Source organism: Cupriavidus oxalaticus, from assembly GCF_038900635.1.
Lineage (GTDB): Bacteria > Pseudomonadota > Gammaproteobacteria > Burkholderiales > Burkholderiaceae > Cupriavidus > Cupriavidus oxalaticus_B.
On record NZ_JAYMRX010000019.1, the window covers coordinates 21,113 to 38,939 of the forward strand.

At 61.4% G+C, this 17,827-nt stretch carries 15 protein-coding genes and 2 pseudogenes; 8 read left to right on the plus strand and 9 right to left on the minus strand.

What is annotated here, in order from left to right:
- Window positions 1-73: 73 nt before the first annotated feature.
- The gene (locus VSR71_RS25030; RefSeq protein ID WP_428979458.1) at window positions 74-832 is read right to left on the minus strand and encodes an SDR family NAD(P)-dependent oxidoreductase; all 759 of its coding nucleotides are present in this window, start codon (window positions 830-832) and stop codon (window positions 74-76) included.
- A 225-nt stretch (window positions 833-1,057) separates the two neighbouring features.
- Between VSR71_RS25030 and VSR71_RS25035 the strand changes: the two genes are divergently transcribed.
- The 5 genes from VSR71_RS25035 to VSR71_RS25055 all read left to right on the plus strand — a co-directional run bounded on the left by VSR71_RS25035 (window position 1,058) and on the right by VSR71_RS25055 (window position 6,064).
- Entirely contained in the window at window positions 1,058-1,903 is an 846-nt protein-coding gene (locus VSR71_RS25035) for a TauD/TfdA dioxygenase family protein (RefSeq protein ID WP_342913739.1), read from the plus strand.
- 31 nt (window positions 1,904-1,934) lie between these two features.
- On the plus strand, window positions 1,935-2,993 hold the full coding sequence (locus VSR71_RS25040) for a 3-keto-5-aminohexanoate cleavage protein (RefSeq protein WP_342913738.1): 1,059 nt from the start codon (window positions 1,935-1,937) through the stop codon (window positions 2,991-2,993).
- Between the two features lie 142 nt (window positions 2,994-3,135).
- Window positions 3,136-4,095 carry a tripartite tricarboxylate transporter substrate binding protein gene (locus tag VSR71_RS25045; RefSeq protein WP_342916580.1) on the plus strand — a complete coding sequence of 320 codons (960 nt, stop codon included), beginning with the start codon at window positions 3,136-3,138 and terminating at the stop codon, window positions 4,093-4,095.
- Window positions 4,096-4,122: 27 nt separating this feature from the next.
- Window positions 4,123-5,058, plus strand: a complete 936-nt coding sequence (locus VSR71_RS25050; protein ID WP_342916480.1) for a 3-keto-5-aminohexanoate cleavage protein — start codon at window positions 4,123-4,125, stop codon at window positions 5,056-5,058.
- 31 nt (window positions 5,059-5,089) lie between these two features.
- Complete coding sequence (locus VSR71_RS25055; RefSeq protein ID WP_342916481.1) at window positions 5,090-6,064, plus strand: quinone oxidoreductase family protein; 975 nt, start codon at window positions 5,090-5,092, stop codon at window positions 6,062-6,064.
- Here VSR71_RS25055 and VSR71_RS25060 read toward each other — a convergent pair.
- On the minus strand, window positions 6,051-7,091 hold the full coding sequence (locus tag VSR71_RS25060; protein ID WP_342916482.1) for an AraC family transcriptional regulator: 1,041 nt from the start codon (window positions 7,089-7,091) through the stop codon (window positions 6,051-6,053). The two genes, VSR71_RS25055 and VSR71_RS25060, sit on opposite strands and share 14 nt — an antisense overlap.
- A gap of 202 nt (window positions 7,092-7,293) precedes the next feature.
- Between VSR71_RS25060 and VSR71_RS25065 the strand changes: the two genes are divergently transcribed.
- Complete coding sequence (locus tag VSR71_RS25065; protein ID WP_342916483.1) at window positions 7,294-8,454, plus strand: porin; 1,161 nt, start codon at window positions 7,294-7,296, stop codon at window positions 8,452-8,454.
- Window positions 8,455-8,548: 94 nt separating this feature from the next.
- Window positions 8,549-9,118 (plus strand): RBBP9/YdeN family alpha/beta hydrolase, encoded by a 570-nt coding sequence (locus VSR71_RS25070; RefSeq protein WP_342916484.1) that lies wholly within the window; start codon window positions 8,549-8,551, stop codon window positions 9,116-9,118.
- A 328-nt stretch (window positions 9,119-9,446) separates the two neighbouring features.
- Here VSR71_RS25070 and VSR71_RS25075 read toward each other — a convergent pair whose 3' ends face one another.
- Window positions 9,447-10,079, minus strand: a complete 633-nt coding sequence (locus tag VSR71_RS25075) for a malonic semialdehyde reductase (RefSeq protein WP_342916485.1) — start codon at window positions 10,077-10,079, stop codon at window positions 9,447-9,449.
- A gap of 268 nt (window positions 10,080-10,347) precedes the next feature.
- On the opposite strand from VSR71_RS25075, the pseudogene VSR71_RS25080 reads away from it, so the two are divergent.
- A pseudogene (locus VSR71_RS25080) lies at window positions 10,348-11,537 on the plus strand (patatin-like phospholipase family protein).
- 149 nt (window positions 11,538-11,686) lie between these two features.
- On the opposite strand, the pseudogene VSR71_RS25085 reads toward VSR71_RS25080, so the two are convergent.
- The 6 genes and pseudogenes from VSR71_RS25085 to VSR71_RS25110 form a co-directional block, all read right to left on the minus strand.
- Window positions 11,687-12,007: pseudogene (locus tag VSR71_RS25085) on the minus strand (AraC family transcriptional regulator ligand-binding domain-containing protein); the annotation flags it as partial.
- A 282-nt stretch (window positions 12,008-12,289) separates the two neighbouring features.
- A complete protein-coding gene (locus VSR71_RS25090; RefSeq protein WP_342916486.1) occupies window positions 12,290-13,939 on the minus strand; it encodes a 3-(methylthio)propionyl-CoA ligase in 1,650 nt (549 codons plus the stop codon).
- Between the two features lie 177 nt (window positions 13,940-14,116).
- Window positions 14,117-14,956, minus strand: a complete 840-nt coding sequence (locus tag VSR71_RS25095) for an SDR family NAD(P)-dependent oxidoreductase (RefSeq protein WP_342916487.1) — start codon at window positions 14,954-14,956, stop codon at window positions 14,117-14,119.
- A gap of 6 nt (window positions 14,957-14,962) precedes the next feature.
- A complete protein-coding gene (locus tag VSR71_RS25100; protein ID WP_342916488.1) occupies window positions 14,963-16,237 on the minus strand; it encodes an MFS transporter in 1,275 nt (424 codons plus the stop codon).
- Between the two features lie 82 nt (window positions 16,238-16,319).
- Window positions 16,320-17,375, minus strand: coding sequence for a 3-keto-5-aminohexanoate cleavage protein (locus VSR71_RS25105; protein ID WP_115688987.1), 1,056 nt, complete (start codon window positions 17,373-17,375; stop codon window positions 16,320-16,322).
- A 37-nt stretch (window positions 17,376-17,412) separates the two neighbouring features.
- The gene (locus VSR71_RS25110; RefSeq protein ID WP_342916489.1) at window positions 17,413-17,814 is read right to left on the minus strand and encodes a carboxymuconolactone decarboxylase family protein; all 402 of its coding nucleotides are present in this window, start codon (window positions 17,812-17,814) and stop codon (window positions 17,413-17,415) included.
- Between the last annotated feature and the right edge of the window lie 13 nt (window positions 17,815-17,827).

Genomic DNA, 17,827 nt, shown 5'->3' on the forward strand with positions numbered 1-17,827 from the left:
GAGGCCGGAAGTAAAATTCCGCGACCGGACTCCTGACGTCGAAAATGGAGTCCGTCCCGCCTCGCCGCAGATCTTATAAAGCCGTCTTGCCGCCATTCACATGAAGGATCTGGCCGGTAATGTACCTGGCCTTGCCGGATGCAAGGAAGGTAATGGCATCTGCAACTTCATCTGGTGTCCCGATACGTCCTGCCGGGATGGTCGCGGCGACCGCCGCGATCTTTTCGGCGCCGCCGGCAATGCGTTCGAGCATGTCGGTTTCGATCGGACCCGGTGCCACCGCGTTCACCCTGACATTGAATTTACTCGCTTCGAGCGCGGCGGACTTGGTTAGGCCCTCGATCGCATGCTTGCTCGCTACATAGATCGGATTCTGTGGATTGCCCCGGCTTCCCATCGTGGAGGAGAGATTGATCAGGGCGCCATGTCGCTGCGCCTGCATCACGCGCAACTCATGCTTCATGCAAAGCAAGGTGCCGAGCACATTGGCGTCGAAAGTCGCGCTGTAGGACTCGACGGTCTGATCCACGACCGGCCCAGGTGTCCCTTCCGTGCCGGCACTGTTGACGGCGATATCGAGACGACCAAAGCGTGCAACGGCGTGCGCGACCAGTAGATGGACATCTTCCTCGCGGCTGACATCCGCCGCCACAAAATCCGCTTCTGCGCCCAGTTGCCTTAACTCGTCAACCAGCTTTGCTCCTGCAATGGCATTGCGGCCCGAGCAGATAACTCGGGCACCTTCACGGCCGAAGGCGAGAGCGGCCGCCCGGCCGATTCCCGCCGTGGCGCCCGTTACCAGTACGACGGGAGGGGGGATCAGGGTTTCCATAGGGTGTCTCCAACGTAGGGATAGGCGACTCGTTTATTACGGGGCGGTGCCATCTTAATGAGCTTCTGCGCCGGGCCGCCACGGTTGTTTGACGAATGCCCCAAATTAGCAAATGTAAGTCCCAAGTAAGCAAACTTGGTGGGCGCTGATCGCTCCACACTTCATTCATACCGAGGCCGGACACTGACCTGGTCCGAGCATCACCAGACTGGAGACGACATCAAAATGAAAATCAGGCAAATTACTCCCGCCATCGGCGCCGAGATCACGGGAGTGCATCTTGGCGACGTGTCGCGCGACCCGGTGCGCTTTGCCGAGATCAGGGCGGCGCTGCTCAGGCACCGTGTCCTCTTCTTCCGCAAGCAAGACATCACGCGTGCCGAGCATGTTGCCTTCGCGAGCGGCTTCGGCAAGCTGGAAGACCATCCCGTAGTCGGCAGCGATCCCGACCATCCGGGTCTGGTGCGGGTTTACCGGAGCGACAACCCGCACAGCTACGAGAACAACTACCACTGTGACGGCCTGTGGCGTCCCAACCCGGCGATGGGTGCGGTCCTGCGCTGCATCGAATGCCCGGAGATCGGCGGCGACACCATCTGGGTGAACATGGTGAAGGCGTACGAGGAACTGCCGGAGGACATCAAGCTGAAGATCGACGGCCTGCGTGCGCGGGCCAGCATCGAGCACAGCTTCGGCGCGGTCATGACCCCGGAAGCGCGCGCGAAGCTGGTGCAGGAGCATCCGTCCGTCGAACATCCGGTGGTGCGCACGCATCCGGAAACCGGCGAGAAGATCCTGTTCGTGGGCGCGGGGTTCTCGACGCATTTCACCAACTACAGCACGCCGGCCAACGTCCGCCACGGCATCGACAAGGCGCCGGGCGCTGCGCTGCTGTTCAACTACCTGATCAGCCGCGCCACCATTCCCGAATACCAGGTGCGCTGGTCGTGGCAGGAGGGGGACGTTGCGATCTGGGACAACCGTTCCACGCAGCACTACGCACTCAACGACTACTGGCCGGCACCTCGCAAGATGGAACGCGCCGGCATCGTGGGCGATATCCCGTATTGATCCGCACGCAATCTTCCCCCGGAGAATCACGATGAATTTTCTCGACGGTCACCTTTTTCCCGAAAACCAGCAGCCGCTGATCATTACCGCCGCCCCCTACGCCCCGGGCTGGGTGCCATCCGACTTCCCTGAGGACATTCCCGTCACGATGGAAGCGCAGATCCAGAAGGCGGTGGATTGCTATAACGCCGGCGCCACCGTGTTGCACCTGCACGTACGGGAGCTGGACGGCAAGGGCAGCAAGCGGCTTTCCAAGTTCAACGAGCTGATTGCCGGGGTGCGCAAGGCGGTCCCGGAAATGATTATCCAGGTGGGCGGCTCCATTTCCTTCGCCCCCGAGGACGAAGGGCAGGCCGCCAAGTGGTTGTCGGACGATACGCGCCACATGCTGGCCGAACTTGAGCCCACGCCGGACCAGGTGACGGTAACGGTGAACACGTCGCAAATGAACGTGACCGACCACGCAGAAGATGCGGACTTCAAGGGCACCTCCCGCGAAAATCCCGCCGTCTTCAATGCCTACAAGGAAATGACGGTGCCCGCGCAGCCGGGATGGGTGGAAGAGCACGTCCGCCGGTTGTCCGCCAAGGGCATCCAGAGCGCCTTCCAGTGCTACAACACGAACAGCTTCGAGTCAGTGGAGCGGCTGATGCGCCGCGGCTTCTACAAAGGGCCCCTGGTCATGAACTGGGTGGCAATTGGTGGCAGCATGGATACGCCCAACGTCTACAGCCTTGCCAACTTCATCCGCGGCGTGCCCGATGGCGCGGTCGTGACGGTGGAAAGCAACGTGCGCAACGTGCTGCCGGTCAATATGATGGGCATCGCCATGGGCCTGCACGTGCGCTGCGGTATCGAGGATGGACTGTGGAACCAGAAACGCACGGCGAAGCAGAGTACCGTAAAGCAGATCGAGCAACTGGTGCGCATTTCCCATGAATTCGGGCGCGAGATCGCCACCGCCAGGGAGGCGCGCGAGATCTCGAAGATCGGCGTGTTCTACGACTCGGTGGAGGAAACCCTGCAGGCCAATGGCTTTGCGCCCAACCGGAATGGCGGCACCCAGGGTTACCTGCGCAAGACGCAGTGAAGCGATCCGGCGGACGCGAAGAAATAATACAGAAAGACAGCCGGACGGCATGCCGACGATCGTCGCCCCGCGCGATGAAAGCTGCCGATCCGGCAAGACGGAGACTGCAATGAGATGCCCCCGAAAAATTGGACGCCAGACGATGGCGCTCGCATTTGCCTTAGGCGCACTGATGCCGGCCATGGACGCGGCCCGGGCCGCCGACTGGCCGGCAAAGCCCGTGCGGATACTCGTTGGCGGGCCGCCGGGAGGTACCGCGGATATCGTGGCGCGGCTCTATGCGCATGAGTTGCAGGGGCCGCTCGGCCAGACTGTCATCGTCGATTACAAGACGGGCGCTGGCGGCACCATCGCCGTCCAGAGCCTGATGTCGGCGCCGCGGGACGGATACACATTCCTGCTGATCCAGAAGGGGATTGCTTCGGAAGTGCCCCACGCGGTGAAGGTGTCCTACGACCCGTTCAAGGACATTGTTCCGATTGCCCAGCTTACCCGGCAGGGCCTGATCTTTGTCGGGAATCCAGGCCTGCCCGCGAAGAATCTTTCCGAACTGGTCACGTATATCAAGGCGAACCCCGGCAAGGTTGATTACGCCAATTTCGGCATTGGCACACGTGGCCAGACGATTGGCGTGCAATTCAACCGGCTGGCGGGACTCGATACCGGCACTGTGAGCTACAAGGGCTCGCCACAGGCATTGCAGGACGTCATGGGTGGGCAGGTGCCGCTCATGTTCGATGGCCCCGCCACGTCGTTGCCGTTTATCAAGTCGGGCAAGCTCAAGGCGTTTGCCGTGGCGTTCCCCAAACGGATGGCGGCGCTTCCCAACGTTCCCACGTTTGCCGAACTGGGCTATCCGGACCTGAATGAAGTGGGCTGGATGGGACTCTGGTCGACCCCCGGCGTACCGCCGGCAGTCATCGCCAGGATGCGCGACGCGACCCTCAAGGCAATGCAGTCGCCAAAGCTGCGGCAGAAACTCGAGGAGCTAGGGATGGAGGTCGGCTCGGCGGCGACTTCCGAAGAGCTCGCCAAGGACGTACGCGAATCGCACGAGCGCCAGGGCAAGCTGCTGCGCTCCATCAATTTCACGCCGGAATGACCCCGGAACCGAACGGAGAAACGTGCCATGGCAGCCATCCAAAGCAAAGTCATCGTGACCTGCGCCGTGACTGGAGCGATTCACACGCCCACCATGTCGCCATACCTTCCGATCACGGCCGACCAGATTGCGCAGGAGGCGATCGCGGCCGCGCAAGCCGGTGCGTCGATCGTCCACCTTCATGCACGCAAGCCGGAGAATGGCCAGCCGTCCCAGGATCCCGAGTTGTTCCGCGCCTTCCTGCCGGTCATCGCGGAGCAGTCGGATGTCGTGATCAACCTTACGACGGGAGGCGCCCCGAACATGCTGGTGGATGAACGGCTACAGCCGGCCTTGCAGCTCAAGCCAGAGGTGGCTTCGCTGAACATGGGTTCGATGAACTTCGGTCTCTATCCGATGCTTAACCGCTACCGGGAGTTCCGGCACGACTGGGAGCGTCCGTACCTCGAGGGCTCGGAAGACCGCGTGTTCCGCAATACCTTCAAGGACATCCGCTATATCCTCGAATCCTGCGCGGACCACGGCACGCGCTTCGAGATCGAATGCTACGACACCAGCCATCTCTATACGGCGGCGCATTTTATCGACCGTGGCATTCTTAAGCCGCCTTTCTTCATCCAGTCCGTCTTTGGCCTGCTGGGCGGAATCGGCACGCATCCCGATGACGTGATGCATATGCGCCGGACGGCGGAACGCCTGTTTGGCGACGATTACTACTGGTCGGTGCTGGGCGCCGGGCGCAGCCAGATTCCGCTCGCTTCGATGGCCGCCTCGATGGGTGGCAATGTTCGCGTCGGGCTCGAGGATTCACTATGGGACGGACCCGGTCGTCTCGCGACGAGCAACGTCGACCAGGTCCGGCGCATCGTCTCGGTGCTGAAATCTCTGAACCTGGCGATCGCCACCCCCAACGAGACGCGCGACATGCTGCAGCTCAAGGGCAGACAAGGCGTGGCGTTCTGACGCCACCGCAAAGAGAGCAACAGGAGGCAAGATGAAGGCAGTCAGGGTACTACCCGGCGCCGACGGCGGTCGGCTTGAGGTAGACGACATTCCGGTGCCAAAACCGGGGCCCGACGAGGTGCTGGTGCGGGTGCGTGCATCCGGCATCAACTTCGGCGAGATCAAGTACATGCGGGAGCATCGGACCGGGAGCCCGATGACCGCTGGCGTGGAGTTCGCGGGCGAAGTCGCCAGCGTTGGCGACCAGGTCAGCGGCTGGCGCGAAGGCGACCGTGTCATGGGCCATGGCCGTGGCTGCCATGCGCAATATGCGGTCGCGGCGCCCCTGGCGCTGATGCCGGTTCCTGAGGATGTATCCTGGGTCGATGCGGCGGCGTTCCCCAATGTATTCATCACTGCCCATGACGCCCTGGTGAGCAACGTTGAGCTGAAGCCGGGCGAGTCGGTCTTTATCAATGGCGCTTCCGGTGGTGTCGGCATGGCTGCCATCATGATCGCGTCGGCGATGGGCGCCCGGCCGGTGATCGCGTCGTCGCGCTCGGCCGGGAAGCTCCAGCGGCTGGCCGGTCATGGCGTCGATGTCGGTATCAATTCGTCCGTTGACCCGCAGGTCGAATCGATCATGGCGGCCACCGACGGGCGTGGCGTTGACGTCATCATGGATACCATCGGCGGCACGGCGTTCCCCGACCATATCAGGAGCCTCGCGGTAAAGGGACGCCTGGTGAACCTTGCCCGCCTGGGCGGGGCCGCCACGGCGGAGATCGACATCAACCTGTTGTGGCTGAACCGCCTGAAGCTCATCGGTGCCACATTCCGCACGCGCAGCGAGGCGGAACGGGTCGCCTGCATCCAGGCGTGCGCGCGTGATCTCTTGCCGTACTTCCGTGAAGGCAAGCTGCGCCTCCCGATCGATCGGACCTTCCGGATGGATGACATCGGCGAAGCCTACGCCTACATCCAGCGCAGCCAGCATATGGGCAAGCTGGTGCTTATTGCTGACTGAGGGTGGCAGCCGGGCGGCGCTCCGCCGCCTGGCTGCGCCATTGTGTAACGCTGCAGCCGAAGGTCGCGCGGAACCAGTGGCTGAAACTGCTTTGGTTGGCGAATCCCAACAGGCCCGAGATCTCGCCGATCAGCAGGTCGCTCTCTTCCAGGTGTCGCTTCACCAGGTCTGTCCGCACCTCGTTGAGCAGGGCGGTAAAGGTCAGGTCTTCGGCGATGAGATGGCGATGCAGCGTGCGGCGATCGATACGCAGGTGCCGCGCCACCTGCTGCGCGGTGCAGCGGCCCCCGGGGAGCAGCGCCATGATGAGGTCCCGGCACGAGTCGCGGATGCCTTCGCCGCGCCGCATCAGCGCAGCGTCAAGGTAGTCCCGCGCCAGTTGCGTTGCGCCCGAATTGTCCGGGGTGCGCGGCCGGTCGAGGTCGGCCGCCCCGCACACGATGCCATTGAACGGCTGGCCGAACTTTGGATTGCGGCCAAAGAATGCGCGGTGGGCTGACAGGTCGGCCGGCGGCCGGTGGGTGAAGCAAACCTGCTGCGGGCGCCAATGGGATCCGATCAGTTCGCCCAGGATGCGGAACATCATGGCGACAGTCAGCTCCATTGCCTGTCGAGTCGGTTGACCCGGCGTGGGCAGCAGATCCTCCCGGATGATCACCGTTTGCGCTGTCTCCTCGATCCGCATGATCAGCGAGGGGCTGATCAGTTTCAGGTAACGGCACAGGGCATCCAGTGCCAGCCGCGGCGAAGGCTCTTCCTTCAACACCACACTGATTGGACCCAGGCTGGAAAACGTGCGCCTTGCCGCAATCCGCAGCGCAATGTCTTCCAGACCCGTGGCGCTTGCCGTCACCTCCAGCAGTTCGCGCAGGGAATGGCTGGGAATTTGCGTCGTGGACTCCTTCAGCATCCGTCGCGATAGCCCAGCCTTGCGCAGAAATGTTCCAGGGTCGTATCCGAGCGACTCCATCAATTCGATGTAGCCAGTGAGGCTCGCGCTACGAGCAAGTCGTCCGACGTTATGCATAAGGCGGTTCCAGTGTGGCCACACGATCCTCGCATGACCCTGCCATCTTATCGAGCCTCCCAGCCAGCGTGCCAGTCGGCCATGCCTATGTCCCAATTTGGCAAACAAATGTCCCAGATCGGCAAGCGGGGACAGCCGTCTCGACCAGATACTTGGCAAAGAAGTAGAAGAAATAGACCAAAACCATGGAGGAAGGGAACTGATGAAGCAGAGGGTACTTTTTCTTGCTGCCGTTTTCGTTTGCGGGGCGGCAACGGCACAATCCACCGTAACGGTGTACGGTGTTGCCGACGTTAATGTCGAATACGTCAACCATGTCGGCGTAGTGCCACAGGCCAGCAACGGATTTAATTCCGGCAGGCCTCAGAAGGTATTTCGCGAAAACTCGGGCGGCTACTCCGGATCGCGTTGGGGTCTGCGCGGAACTGAGGATCTGGGGGGCGGGTTGAAGTCAGTCTTCGCGCTGGAGAGCGGCTTTAACGTCGATACAGGCACGCAGCAGCAGGGTGGTCGCATGTTTGGTCGCCAAGCATTCGCAGGCATCGATACGCAGATTGGCCAGATCACCTTTGGCCGGCAATATCAATCACTGTTTTCGACGCTGGCCAATTTTGTGCCGGCACGATTTGCCACGCAGTACGAGCCGGCGGCCGTCATTGCCGGCGCGAATTTCCGCGAGGACAACGTGGTGAAGTACACGGGAAAGTTCGGGTCCTTTACGGCACAGGCCAATTGGTCATTTGGCGTGGGCACGACCCTTCCTCAGACCAATGCCACGGTCCCGGGAGCAGGCGGGAGCGGCGAAGTGCCGGGCCAGTTCCGACGTGACACGGCCTATGGTGCGGGCCTGAGCTATCTTGCCGGGCCGGTCGGCCTTGGCCTTGCTTATGACCAGTGGAACCCGACGATGGGCACTGGTACCGGAACATTCAAGAAGGCTGCCGTGATGGCCAGCTACGCCTTCAATGATTCCGCGAAGGTGATGGGCGGCTATCGCTGGGGGCAGAACAAGGACCAGACTGGCCGGCTGGTGGTCCGTGACGATTTTTATTGGGTCGGCGGGCAATATCGGCTGTCGCCGGCACTCGATTTCACGCTCGAGTATGACTATCAGAACATCAAGAACCTCGGTGGCAGCACCAGCATCTCCAATCCCTGGCAGATCGCGCTGATTGTCGACTATTCACTGTCGAAGCGCACGGACGTCTATCTGACCACGGCCTATAGCAAGAACGCTGGCCTGACCCTTGATTCTGCAGCGAGCGGGTTCCCTTCGAGCCTGGCGTTGGGAAATTCATATGCGCTAGCCAACGGGCAGTCCTCCATGTTTGGCGCCGCGATCGGCATCCGCCATATCTTTTAAGCACCTGCTTGTCTTGCACGAAACCGCCGGGAGGCTGGTCTCGGCCTGCAGGAAATTCTCAAGCACTAAATCTTAATAAAGGAGCCTGAACCCAATGAATTCTGCAACATTGCCTGCAGTCGTGATTGTCCCGGGCCTTCGTGACCATATGCCGGACCACTGGCAGACATTGCTGGCCGAGCGCCTGCGCGAACAGGGCAGGGCGGTGTATATCGTGCCGCAAATCTATCAGGATCAGCGGCTGCGCAGCGCCAGGGTGGCCAACCTGGAGCGCGTCGTGAGTGGCATTGACAGCCCCATCGTTCTGGTGGCGCATAGTGTTGGCTGTCTGATTACTGTCCATTGGGCTGGTCAGGTAACGCGTAAAGTCCAGGGTGCCCTGCTTGCGGCACCCGCCGATTTCGATACACCTCTGCCTGCTGGCTACTCGGATCCGCAGACGCTCGCCAACAACGGCTGGACGCCGGTACCCCGAGAGCCCCTGCCATTTCCGAGTATCGTGGTTGCCAGCCGCAATGACCCTATTGGAGGCTTCGAGAGAGTTCGTGGTCTGGCGCAGGCCTGGGGCAGCCGCTTCGTCGATGGCGGCGAAGTCGGACATCTCTCGCCGGCCGATGGTTTTGGCGCCTGGGCGCAAGCCGAAGAATTGGTCCGGGAATTCTAAGTCGGTGGTTGGTTTCTTTTAGTGGCTGGCGGACGTTATCTGCGCCAAGGTGGGCGATCAAGAACTCAAGCAGGCGTGTGTGGTCCGCCGGAGTCCAGCTCGGTTTCTGGACCATGAATGGACGCGACTTCGAACGTCAGATGGGTGGGCGAAAGCCGACGTTCTCCAACGCCGAAAGGTTTTGCTGGATCAGTGACCCGTTATGGCCGGGAAGAGCATAGGTCAACCCGTGCCCGGCGCATCAACCGACCAAGGGCGTTGATGCTTGGTGAACCGACTCAACCGCGGTCGTGCGTTCGCGCGCGCCAAGCGTACGATATAACCTCCTTCAAAGCAATTTGCATGCCTCGTCGAATTCCAGGCGAGGGCTGCGCGGAAACAGCTTGGCTGGGTCGCCATAGCCCAGATTGCACAGGAAGTTCGATTTCACGTGGCTGTCCGGGAAATATTCGAGCTGAAAGGCATTCTCCTTCGGGTCCGAGGGAAAGAATTCGTGATCGACCTTGGCATTATCGAAGCCGGACATCGGCCCGCAGTCGAGCCCCAGCGAACGTGCGGCAATTATGAAGTACGCGCCCTGCAGGGAGCTGTTCCGCCTCGCGGTGGTGAGTGCGAGTTCCGGTGTGTCAGTGAACCATGAGCGTGCGTCCGCATGCGGAAACAGCTTGGGCAGAAGTTCATAGAACTTGATGTCATACGCGATGATGGCGGTGACCGGCGCGGCCATGGTCTTCTCCACATTGCCCGGCGCCAACGCGGGCAACAGGCGCTGTTTGGCCTCAGGGGTACGCAGGAACAGAATGCGCGCGGGAGAGCAGTTGGCGCTGGTTGGGCCCCATTTCATCAAGTCATAGAGCTGTCGCAGGGTCTCGTCGCTCACGGGCTGGTTCAGCCATGCGTTGTGCGTGCGTGCCTCGCGAAAGACCAGATCCATGCCTTCTTCACTCAAGCGCTGGTTCATGGTTGTCTCCTTGTAATGGGATGGGAACACGGGGCTGGCCGTCCGGCTCGCCGCTTCCATCTAGCATAGTCATCGCCGATCGTCGCGGCGCCGCCGGCTTCTGTGTAGATCCGGAGAGCTTGCCTGCGCCATCGGCTGTGTCATCAAGGGCAAGGGCTCCGGTATTTGAAACGCCACTCTGGTGAGAAGCACGCTGTGGTGCGGTCGAAGTGGCGATTATCGGCCCCGGATTCCCAGCCCTGACGCGCCAGGGCGATACTGGCCACAAATGGCGCTTGTGTGCCACGAAAGGGGGACAGCGTTGGACGAGAAGACACCAGGCGCCAGCCCCGCGCAAGCTGAAGCGCCGATCGCGGAGCTACGGGGCCAGGTCGTGCTGGTACTGCAAGGTGGTGGCGCGCATGGCGCGTACCAGGTGGGTGTCTATCAGGCCCTGCATGAGGCGGGTCTCGAGCCGGAGTGGGTGATCGGCACCTCGATCGGGGCGATCAACGTGGCCATCATCGCTGGCAATCCGCCAGAGGAGCGGCTTCCCCGGCTCAAGCAGTTCTGGGATAGCGTTGCGTGTCGCGGCGCCGCTCAGGGGAGCAGCAGCTTTCGCCAATTCGAAGACTGGCTGCCGGTGGTGAAAATCACAACTTAGGGCATTCCGTCGTTCTTCACGCCAAGCCCGATGCCTGGTGGCCGGGCGTAGGCGCCACTGTCGGCCTCGCCAGGGCGGCGTTTTACTCCACTTCGCCGCTGCGCGCGACCCTGGCCGCACTGGTTGACTTCGACTACGTGAACGCCAGACAGACAAGGCTGACGGTCGGCACGGTCAGTGTCCGCAGCGGCCGCATGCGCTACTTCACAAACCGCGCCGCGCCGCTGATCGTCGATCACGTGATGGCCTCGGCGGCGTTCCCTCCTGGGTTCCCTTCCGTACAGGTCGAGGGCGAGCCATACTGGGACGGCGGCATCTATTCCAACACTCCGCTGGAAGCGATTCTCGATGACCGCCCGCGCCGCAGCTCGCTGATCTTCGCCGTGCAGCTTTGGCCCGTTAGCGGCCCGGAGCTCGATTCCATCTGGCAGGTAATGAGCCGGCTGCGGGATTTCCAGTATTCCAGCCGGGCGGAGTCCCATCTGGAGCGCCAACGGCAGATCCACCGCCTGCGGCACGTCATCCGCGAACTGGGCAAGCACCTTCCGGAAAGCGAACTCGAGCAGGCTGCCGTGCAGGAATTGCTCGGCTGGGGATGTGGGACGACCATGCACGTGGTAGAGCTGGATGCGCCGCAACTCGACGGCAACGACATTCTCCGCGATATCGACTTCTCCACTTGCGGAATCGAGCGTCGCTGGATGGCCGGGTACTAGGACACGCGATGCGCGCTGGAGCGTGCCCCTTGGCGCGAGCCGCTGGATCCGATAGAGGGGATTGCCGTGCATCGGGTCAGGCAGGATCCGTGCGGTTGATGGGTTGGTTCCTTAAATCCGGGAGGCGCGAGGTCGCTGTCCGACCCTGAACGGCCCTTCGAGCCCGCCTGATCGCAACGACCGCTTCCAAGTTCAGAGCCGTCGTTCCCCGCCGGGATGCTGGCGAAGGTACCCCCACGTAGGGCTTCATTGTGCAATCTGGAGTATCGTGCCAACCGACCGATCGCCTTACGTAAAGTGGGCACCTCTCTCAGTGCAAGGGCCAATGGGCCCAACTTTGATTGCTGGCGGGAATCCGCCATCCGCAACCCAAAATCGACATACCCTGACGCGCGCGCGGAGGCTTCGAGTAGATTGCTCACTGCTTCCGCGGGAAGCATGACTTCCGCATTAAGTAGAGCATGGGCGCCAAGCCGCGCGTCGCTGAGCTGCTGATGGGGATTCAACCCAACGGATCGAGCAACCTCGACGTAAATGGCAAGGCTCGCGCTACGCAACAGGTAGGCCAAGGTATGCTCCTCAATACAGGGACATTACGTGCTCAACAAGATTGCTCCAGTTCATAGCGGCCCACCGCCGGACACTACTAGAACAAAACTTCCCTCGCCGAGACAGAGCGGGTCACCCCCAAGACGCTATTCCAACAAGAAATGATCACGCCCGCTCTGCATCAGTAATGAACGATGAAATCAAACAGGCGCCTCAGATGCATCGGGATTTTTGCAGATCGGATGCTGACCTTTGTCCAGACTCGTGACCGCTTGGCGGAAGCCAGCCATGTCCGATTTCGCTCAATGCTGACGTTGGCCAAGCAGGTGATCACCGAACTGCTCTCTCAAGCGGTTTTTCAAGATCTTGCCCGTGGCGCCCAACGGGACGGCATCGACGAAGACTACGTCGTCCGGGATCCACCATCTTGCGACTTTGCCATCATAGAATGCGCGCAACTGCGCACTCGTCAGCTCAGCTTCTGGTTTCTTGACAACGATCAGCAGGGGGCGCTCATCCCATTTGGCATGCTTCGCCGCGATGCACGCCGCCTGCGTTACTTCCGGATGGGCCATGGCGATGTTCTCCAGTTCAATCGAACCTATCCATTCGCCTCCTGACTTGATCACGTCCTTGCTGCGATCGGTAATTTGCATGAAGCCATCGGCATCGATGGTGGCAACATCTCCGGTCGGGAACCAGCCACGCGCTTCGCCATCGAGCTGCAGCGGGTTGCGGTCTTCATTCCTGAAGTAATTGCGGACCACCCATGGCCCGCGCACCAACAGGTCTCCGGAAGTCTCGCCGTCCCAAGGCAATTCGGCGCCGTCCTGGCCGACGATCTTCATGTCGACGCCAAACACTGCGCGCCCCTGTTTGGACTGTACTGCCTGGCGGGCTTCTGGGGGCATAGCCAACTGCTTGGCCTTTAATGCGCAGACCGTACCAAGCGGACTCAGCTCGGTCATCCCCCATGCATGCAGCACCTGGATCCCATAGTCCTCCTGAAACTTGTTCAGCATGGTCGGCGGGCAGGCCGCGCCGCCAATGACAGTGCGCCTCATGGTCGAAAACTCGCGTCCGTTCTGTTCGACGTGGCTCAGCAGACCTTGCCAGACCGTTGGCACACCAGCGGATAGTGTGACCTGTTCGGCCTCGAACAAGTCATAAAGCGATTTCCCGTCCAGCGCGGGACCGGGAAACACCAGCTTGGCGCCAACCATGCACGCGATATACGGAATGCCCCAGGCATTGACATGGAACATCGGCACCACCGGCAGAATCACGTCCCGTGACGAGCAGTTCAATGCATCGGGAAGCGCTGCGGCAAAGGTATGCAGCAACGTGGAGCGATGGGTATACAGGACACCCTTCGGATTGCCGGTCGTGCCCGACGTGTAGCACAGCGTGCTGGCGATGTCCTCGTCGAAGTCCGGCCAGGTATAGGCAGCCGAACTCCGCTCGAGCAGGTCTTCATAGCACAGCAGGTTCGCAATGCCGCAATCCTCTGGCATATGCGCGCGATCCGTCATCGCCACAAAGGCCTTGACGGTCTTGCAGCGTTTTGCGATGGCCTGGACCAGCGGCAGGAAGGTCAGGTCGAAGAAGATGTACTGGTCTTCGGCATGATCGGCGATATAGACGACCTGGTCCTCGTGCAGGCGAGGGTTGATGGTATGCATCACCGCACCCATGCCAGAGACGCCGTAGTACAACTCCATATGACGATAGCCGTTCCATGCCAGCGTACCGATGCGGTCGGAGGCCTTGACCCCCAGGCTGGTCAGCGCATTGGCCAATTGCCGAGCGCGACGGTGGCAGTCGCGGAACGTGTAGCGGTGGAGGTCGCCCTCAACCCGGCGCGACACGATCTCGGTGTCGCCGTGGTGCCGATCGGCATGCATGATCAGTGAGGAAATCAACAACTGCTTGCGCATCATCAAACCGTTCATAGGTCAACTCGTCTTCCGTATACTTGAATGTTGAAACCGCGCTGCTGACCGATCCTGGCCTGCGCAAGTGTTCGGGCCACGCTCGAAACTCAATGCAATTCCGGCGTAATCTGGCCCTGACGACTTATCCGCGGGTCGTGTTTCAATGTCGCTGGCCGCGGCATCGGGTGCGCGTCGTCAGATCACGACACCACCATTTGGGCTGATCACCTGGCCGACCAGGTAGTGGTCGCCGGCCAGGTAGGTCACTGTCGATGCGTATTCCTGCATCGTGCCTAGACGACCCGCAGGACAGGCTTGCCAGAGTTGATTCCGCTTCTCATCGCCTATGCTTTCGATGTAGGCGGTCAAATCCGGTGTTGCCACTCCGCCAGGCGCCATCGCATTGACAAAGATGTTGGCACCCGCCACTTCGGCGGCGACCGACTTGGTGAAGCCGATGACAGCCCCCTTGGTGGCGCTGTAATGGGGGCTGTGCGCGCTCATTGCAGAAATGCCGGCAATCGACGCTATGTTGATGATCCTGCCATCCCGCTGCGGCTCCATCAGCTTGAGTGCTTCGCGGGTGCAGTAGAAAAGGCCGTGCACATTGACGTCCCAATAGCGATGCCATTCCTGGTCACTCATCGCACTGGTGAAGCCGAGCGATTGCCGCGGTACTGGGGACGTGACATAGGCGTAGTGCTTGTTGCGACGCTCGGTGTCAACCGGCCGGTTGGGCACCAGCGCGGCGTTATTGACCAGGATGTGCAATGTGCCGAATCGCTCGACGATAGCGGCGAACATGTTGTCGACTTCAATACTCGAGGACACGTCGCAGCGCAGCGACAGGCACCGTGCACCGGCGGCCTCGACTTGCGCGTGCGTCTGCTCGAGTGCGGGCATGTCGATGTCGCAGATGACCAGGTCCGCGCCTGCCCGCGCGAGGTCGAGCGCGATCGCGCCGCCCATACCCCGACCGGCGCCGGTGACCAGGGCCACGCGACCCGCTAGATGTTGTCTTTGGTGTTGCATCATGATTCCTTACTTCGCCGTTTGCAGGGAGGGCATGTCGATGGGCGGCTGCTTGCACGACATGCGTGCAGCCAGTGCGAAGAACAGTGCAGAAGAAATGGCCAGCGCGTCGGTGGTCAGCAGCACCCTTGTCAACGGCACAGTCACCCCATTGGCGATGAGATAGTCCGTCGCCGCACCAACGACCACGGTGCCAATTGCAAGCGCGAAGACATTGATGCACAGCATCGTGAAGCCGGAGATCGTTGAGCGCATATTCTGCGGCGTCATGCTCGCAATGGCCGCGTTGGCAGGCCCATAAACGGCCAGCGGCAGAAAGAACGCAACGCACATGCCGACATAGAACAGAGCAGAGCCGGCGGGCGCAAGACGATAGGCAACAACGAGCGGCGCGCACAATACGACGAGCAACGCGATAAAACTTGCGTGTCCACCACGGATCCGATGGGCCACGCGGTCACTGAGTACGCCGCCTGCCACCGCGCCGAGTGTGCCGAACAACAGTTGCAGCGCACCGATGCGCGTGGCAATGCCGTTGGCTTCCATGCCGCGCTCATTCACTAGCCACAGTTGCATGAAAGAGAGGCTTGCGAACGCGATGTGAATCAGCACGAAGCCAACAATGGTGAATCGCAGCGCGCGGTGGCCCCTGATCAGTTCAAGGACAGCCCGGACTTGTTGCATGGCAGGGGCGCCACGTTCCTGCGGCGTGGCCTCTCCACGATCTTCCTTGAGCCATGCCAGCGGTACGGCGATGGCGACGCCGATCATGCCCAGAATGTAAAAGGTGTCGCGCCAGCCGTGGGTGGCACCAAGCGTGCCGGCCAGCAAGAAGCTGCAACCGATACCGAGAGGAATGCCCATGAAGAACAGGCCCATCGCCGTGCCACGCCGCTTCTCCGGGAAAAGCTCGGCAAGCAGGCTCACCGCGGCTGGCACGAGCGCCGCTTCGCCGCTAGCAACGAAGAAGCGTGCAATGGCCATTTGCTCGAAGCTCTGTGCATGCCCGGAAGCCCAGGTGCAGCCGCTCCAGATCAGCACGCCGGCCGCGATGATCCGCGTACGGCTGAAGCGATCCGCAAGCGTTCCCATGATCATCGCCATGCCACCGAAGCTCAGCACCCACACCGCGCCGACCAGGAAGCCATATTGCGCGTTGTTGATCGCCAGGTCCTTGATGATCTGGGGCGAGAATCCCAGCAACATGTTGCGATCGATGTGCGCAAGCAGGTGGATGGTCAACAGGGTCGCCAGAACGGCTGAAGGGCTTTTCTTCCACAGCATTGGATGTCTCCACTTCTAGGAACTGTCGTCACAGGCGGACGGCATGCGGTACGCTGCCGCGCGCCGTCCGGGGACACACGTGTCAGGCCGCCTTGCGCAAGGGAACACCGCGCTGCGCCGGCGCACGGTTGGGGACCATGCCCAAGGCGTTCAGCGTCTCTTCCGCGGATTTCCACTGGGTACCGATTTGGTAGATGCGGCGCGCATCCTCTCCGGTAGCAATGTCGCGGTTCAGTTCGCGGGCAATGCGTACCATTTGCTCGATCTGCTGGACCGAGGTCGCGCGCTTGCCGTCAGGGCCGAACAGCGTGTCTTCGATGCCGACACGCACATGCAGGCCAAGCGCGATTGCCATCGTGTTCATCGGCACCACATTGCGGTTCAGGGTTTCGATGGTGAGGACAGCGCCATCCGGGGTACGACGCGCGAACTCGAGCATGTCGGCCGGATGCAACCCGGCCGCACCGCCACCGATCGCCACGTAGTTCAGATTCAGTGGTCCGGTGTAGAGGCCCTTGCGGATCAGGCGCTCGAGTGTTTCCAGTTGCGTCACGTTGCCTAGCATGAACTGCGGTTGAATGCCGTTTTCGACCAGCCGCTTGAGGTGCTCGACGTGCCATGAGGGGTTGGACGGCGAGATCATGTCGCGATAGGCCGCCTGCAGCGCGGGATTCAGGAGCGAGGTGCCGGCGATGTCCGCTTCGGTCATCAACTCCATCACATTCATCTGGCTGGTATTGATTGCCACCGTCACCTGGTCCGGACGGGGGTCCAGTTCAGCCAACATATGACGCGTGTCGTCATTCAGCCACTTGGCGGCTTGGCCCTCATCTTCGGGTGCGAATGAGATCGAACCACCGACCTGCAATACCATCTTGGGAACGGCCTCGCGCAGGAGAGCGAGCAATTCATTGAATTTCGACAGCCGTTTGCTGCCCTTGCCGTCCGCCTCGCGCACATGGACGTGCAGCACGGTGGCGCCGGCGTTGTAGCAGTCCACCGCCTTCTGGACCTGCTCGTCCATGGTGACCGGGATATCGTCCGAGTCGCCGGGGATCCATTGCGGACCATACGGCGCTACCTGGATCACGAGTTTTTCCTGGTTCTCGGGCAGCAGGGAGTCGTCGAGGAATTGCATGGGTAAAGTCCTTGATTAAGTGATTGGGGAAGGTTGATCAGGCTGCGGCCCGCTCGGCGACGGGCTGTTCCCGTTCCAGCGCGGCCAGCTCTTCGAGGAGAATCGGAGCACCCAGGCTGCTGGAGTGAATCCCCAGAACACTGACCGCCTGCAGCACGGCGGCGATCTCTTCCCGAGTGGCCCCGAGTTCAAGCGCCCTGCGGATGTGACGCCGCGTGCCCGGTGCGTACATGTGGGTGCATGACGCGTCCACCGCAATCGCGAGGAACTCGAGCACCTTCGGCTCCAGGACGCCCGACGTCATCGTGTGCGCGCCCATTGCCATGAATTTTTCCGTCCAGACGGGATCCAGTTCCGCGATCGGATCCCATGCCGCATTCCAGTTGCCCGTCTTGCGCAGTTGGTCGCAGATTGGGGTAGGTACGGCCTTGTCGCTCATCGTTTGTCTCCTG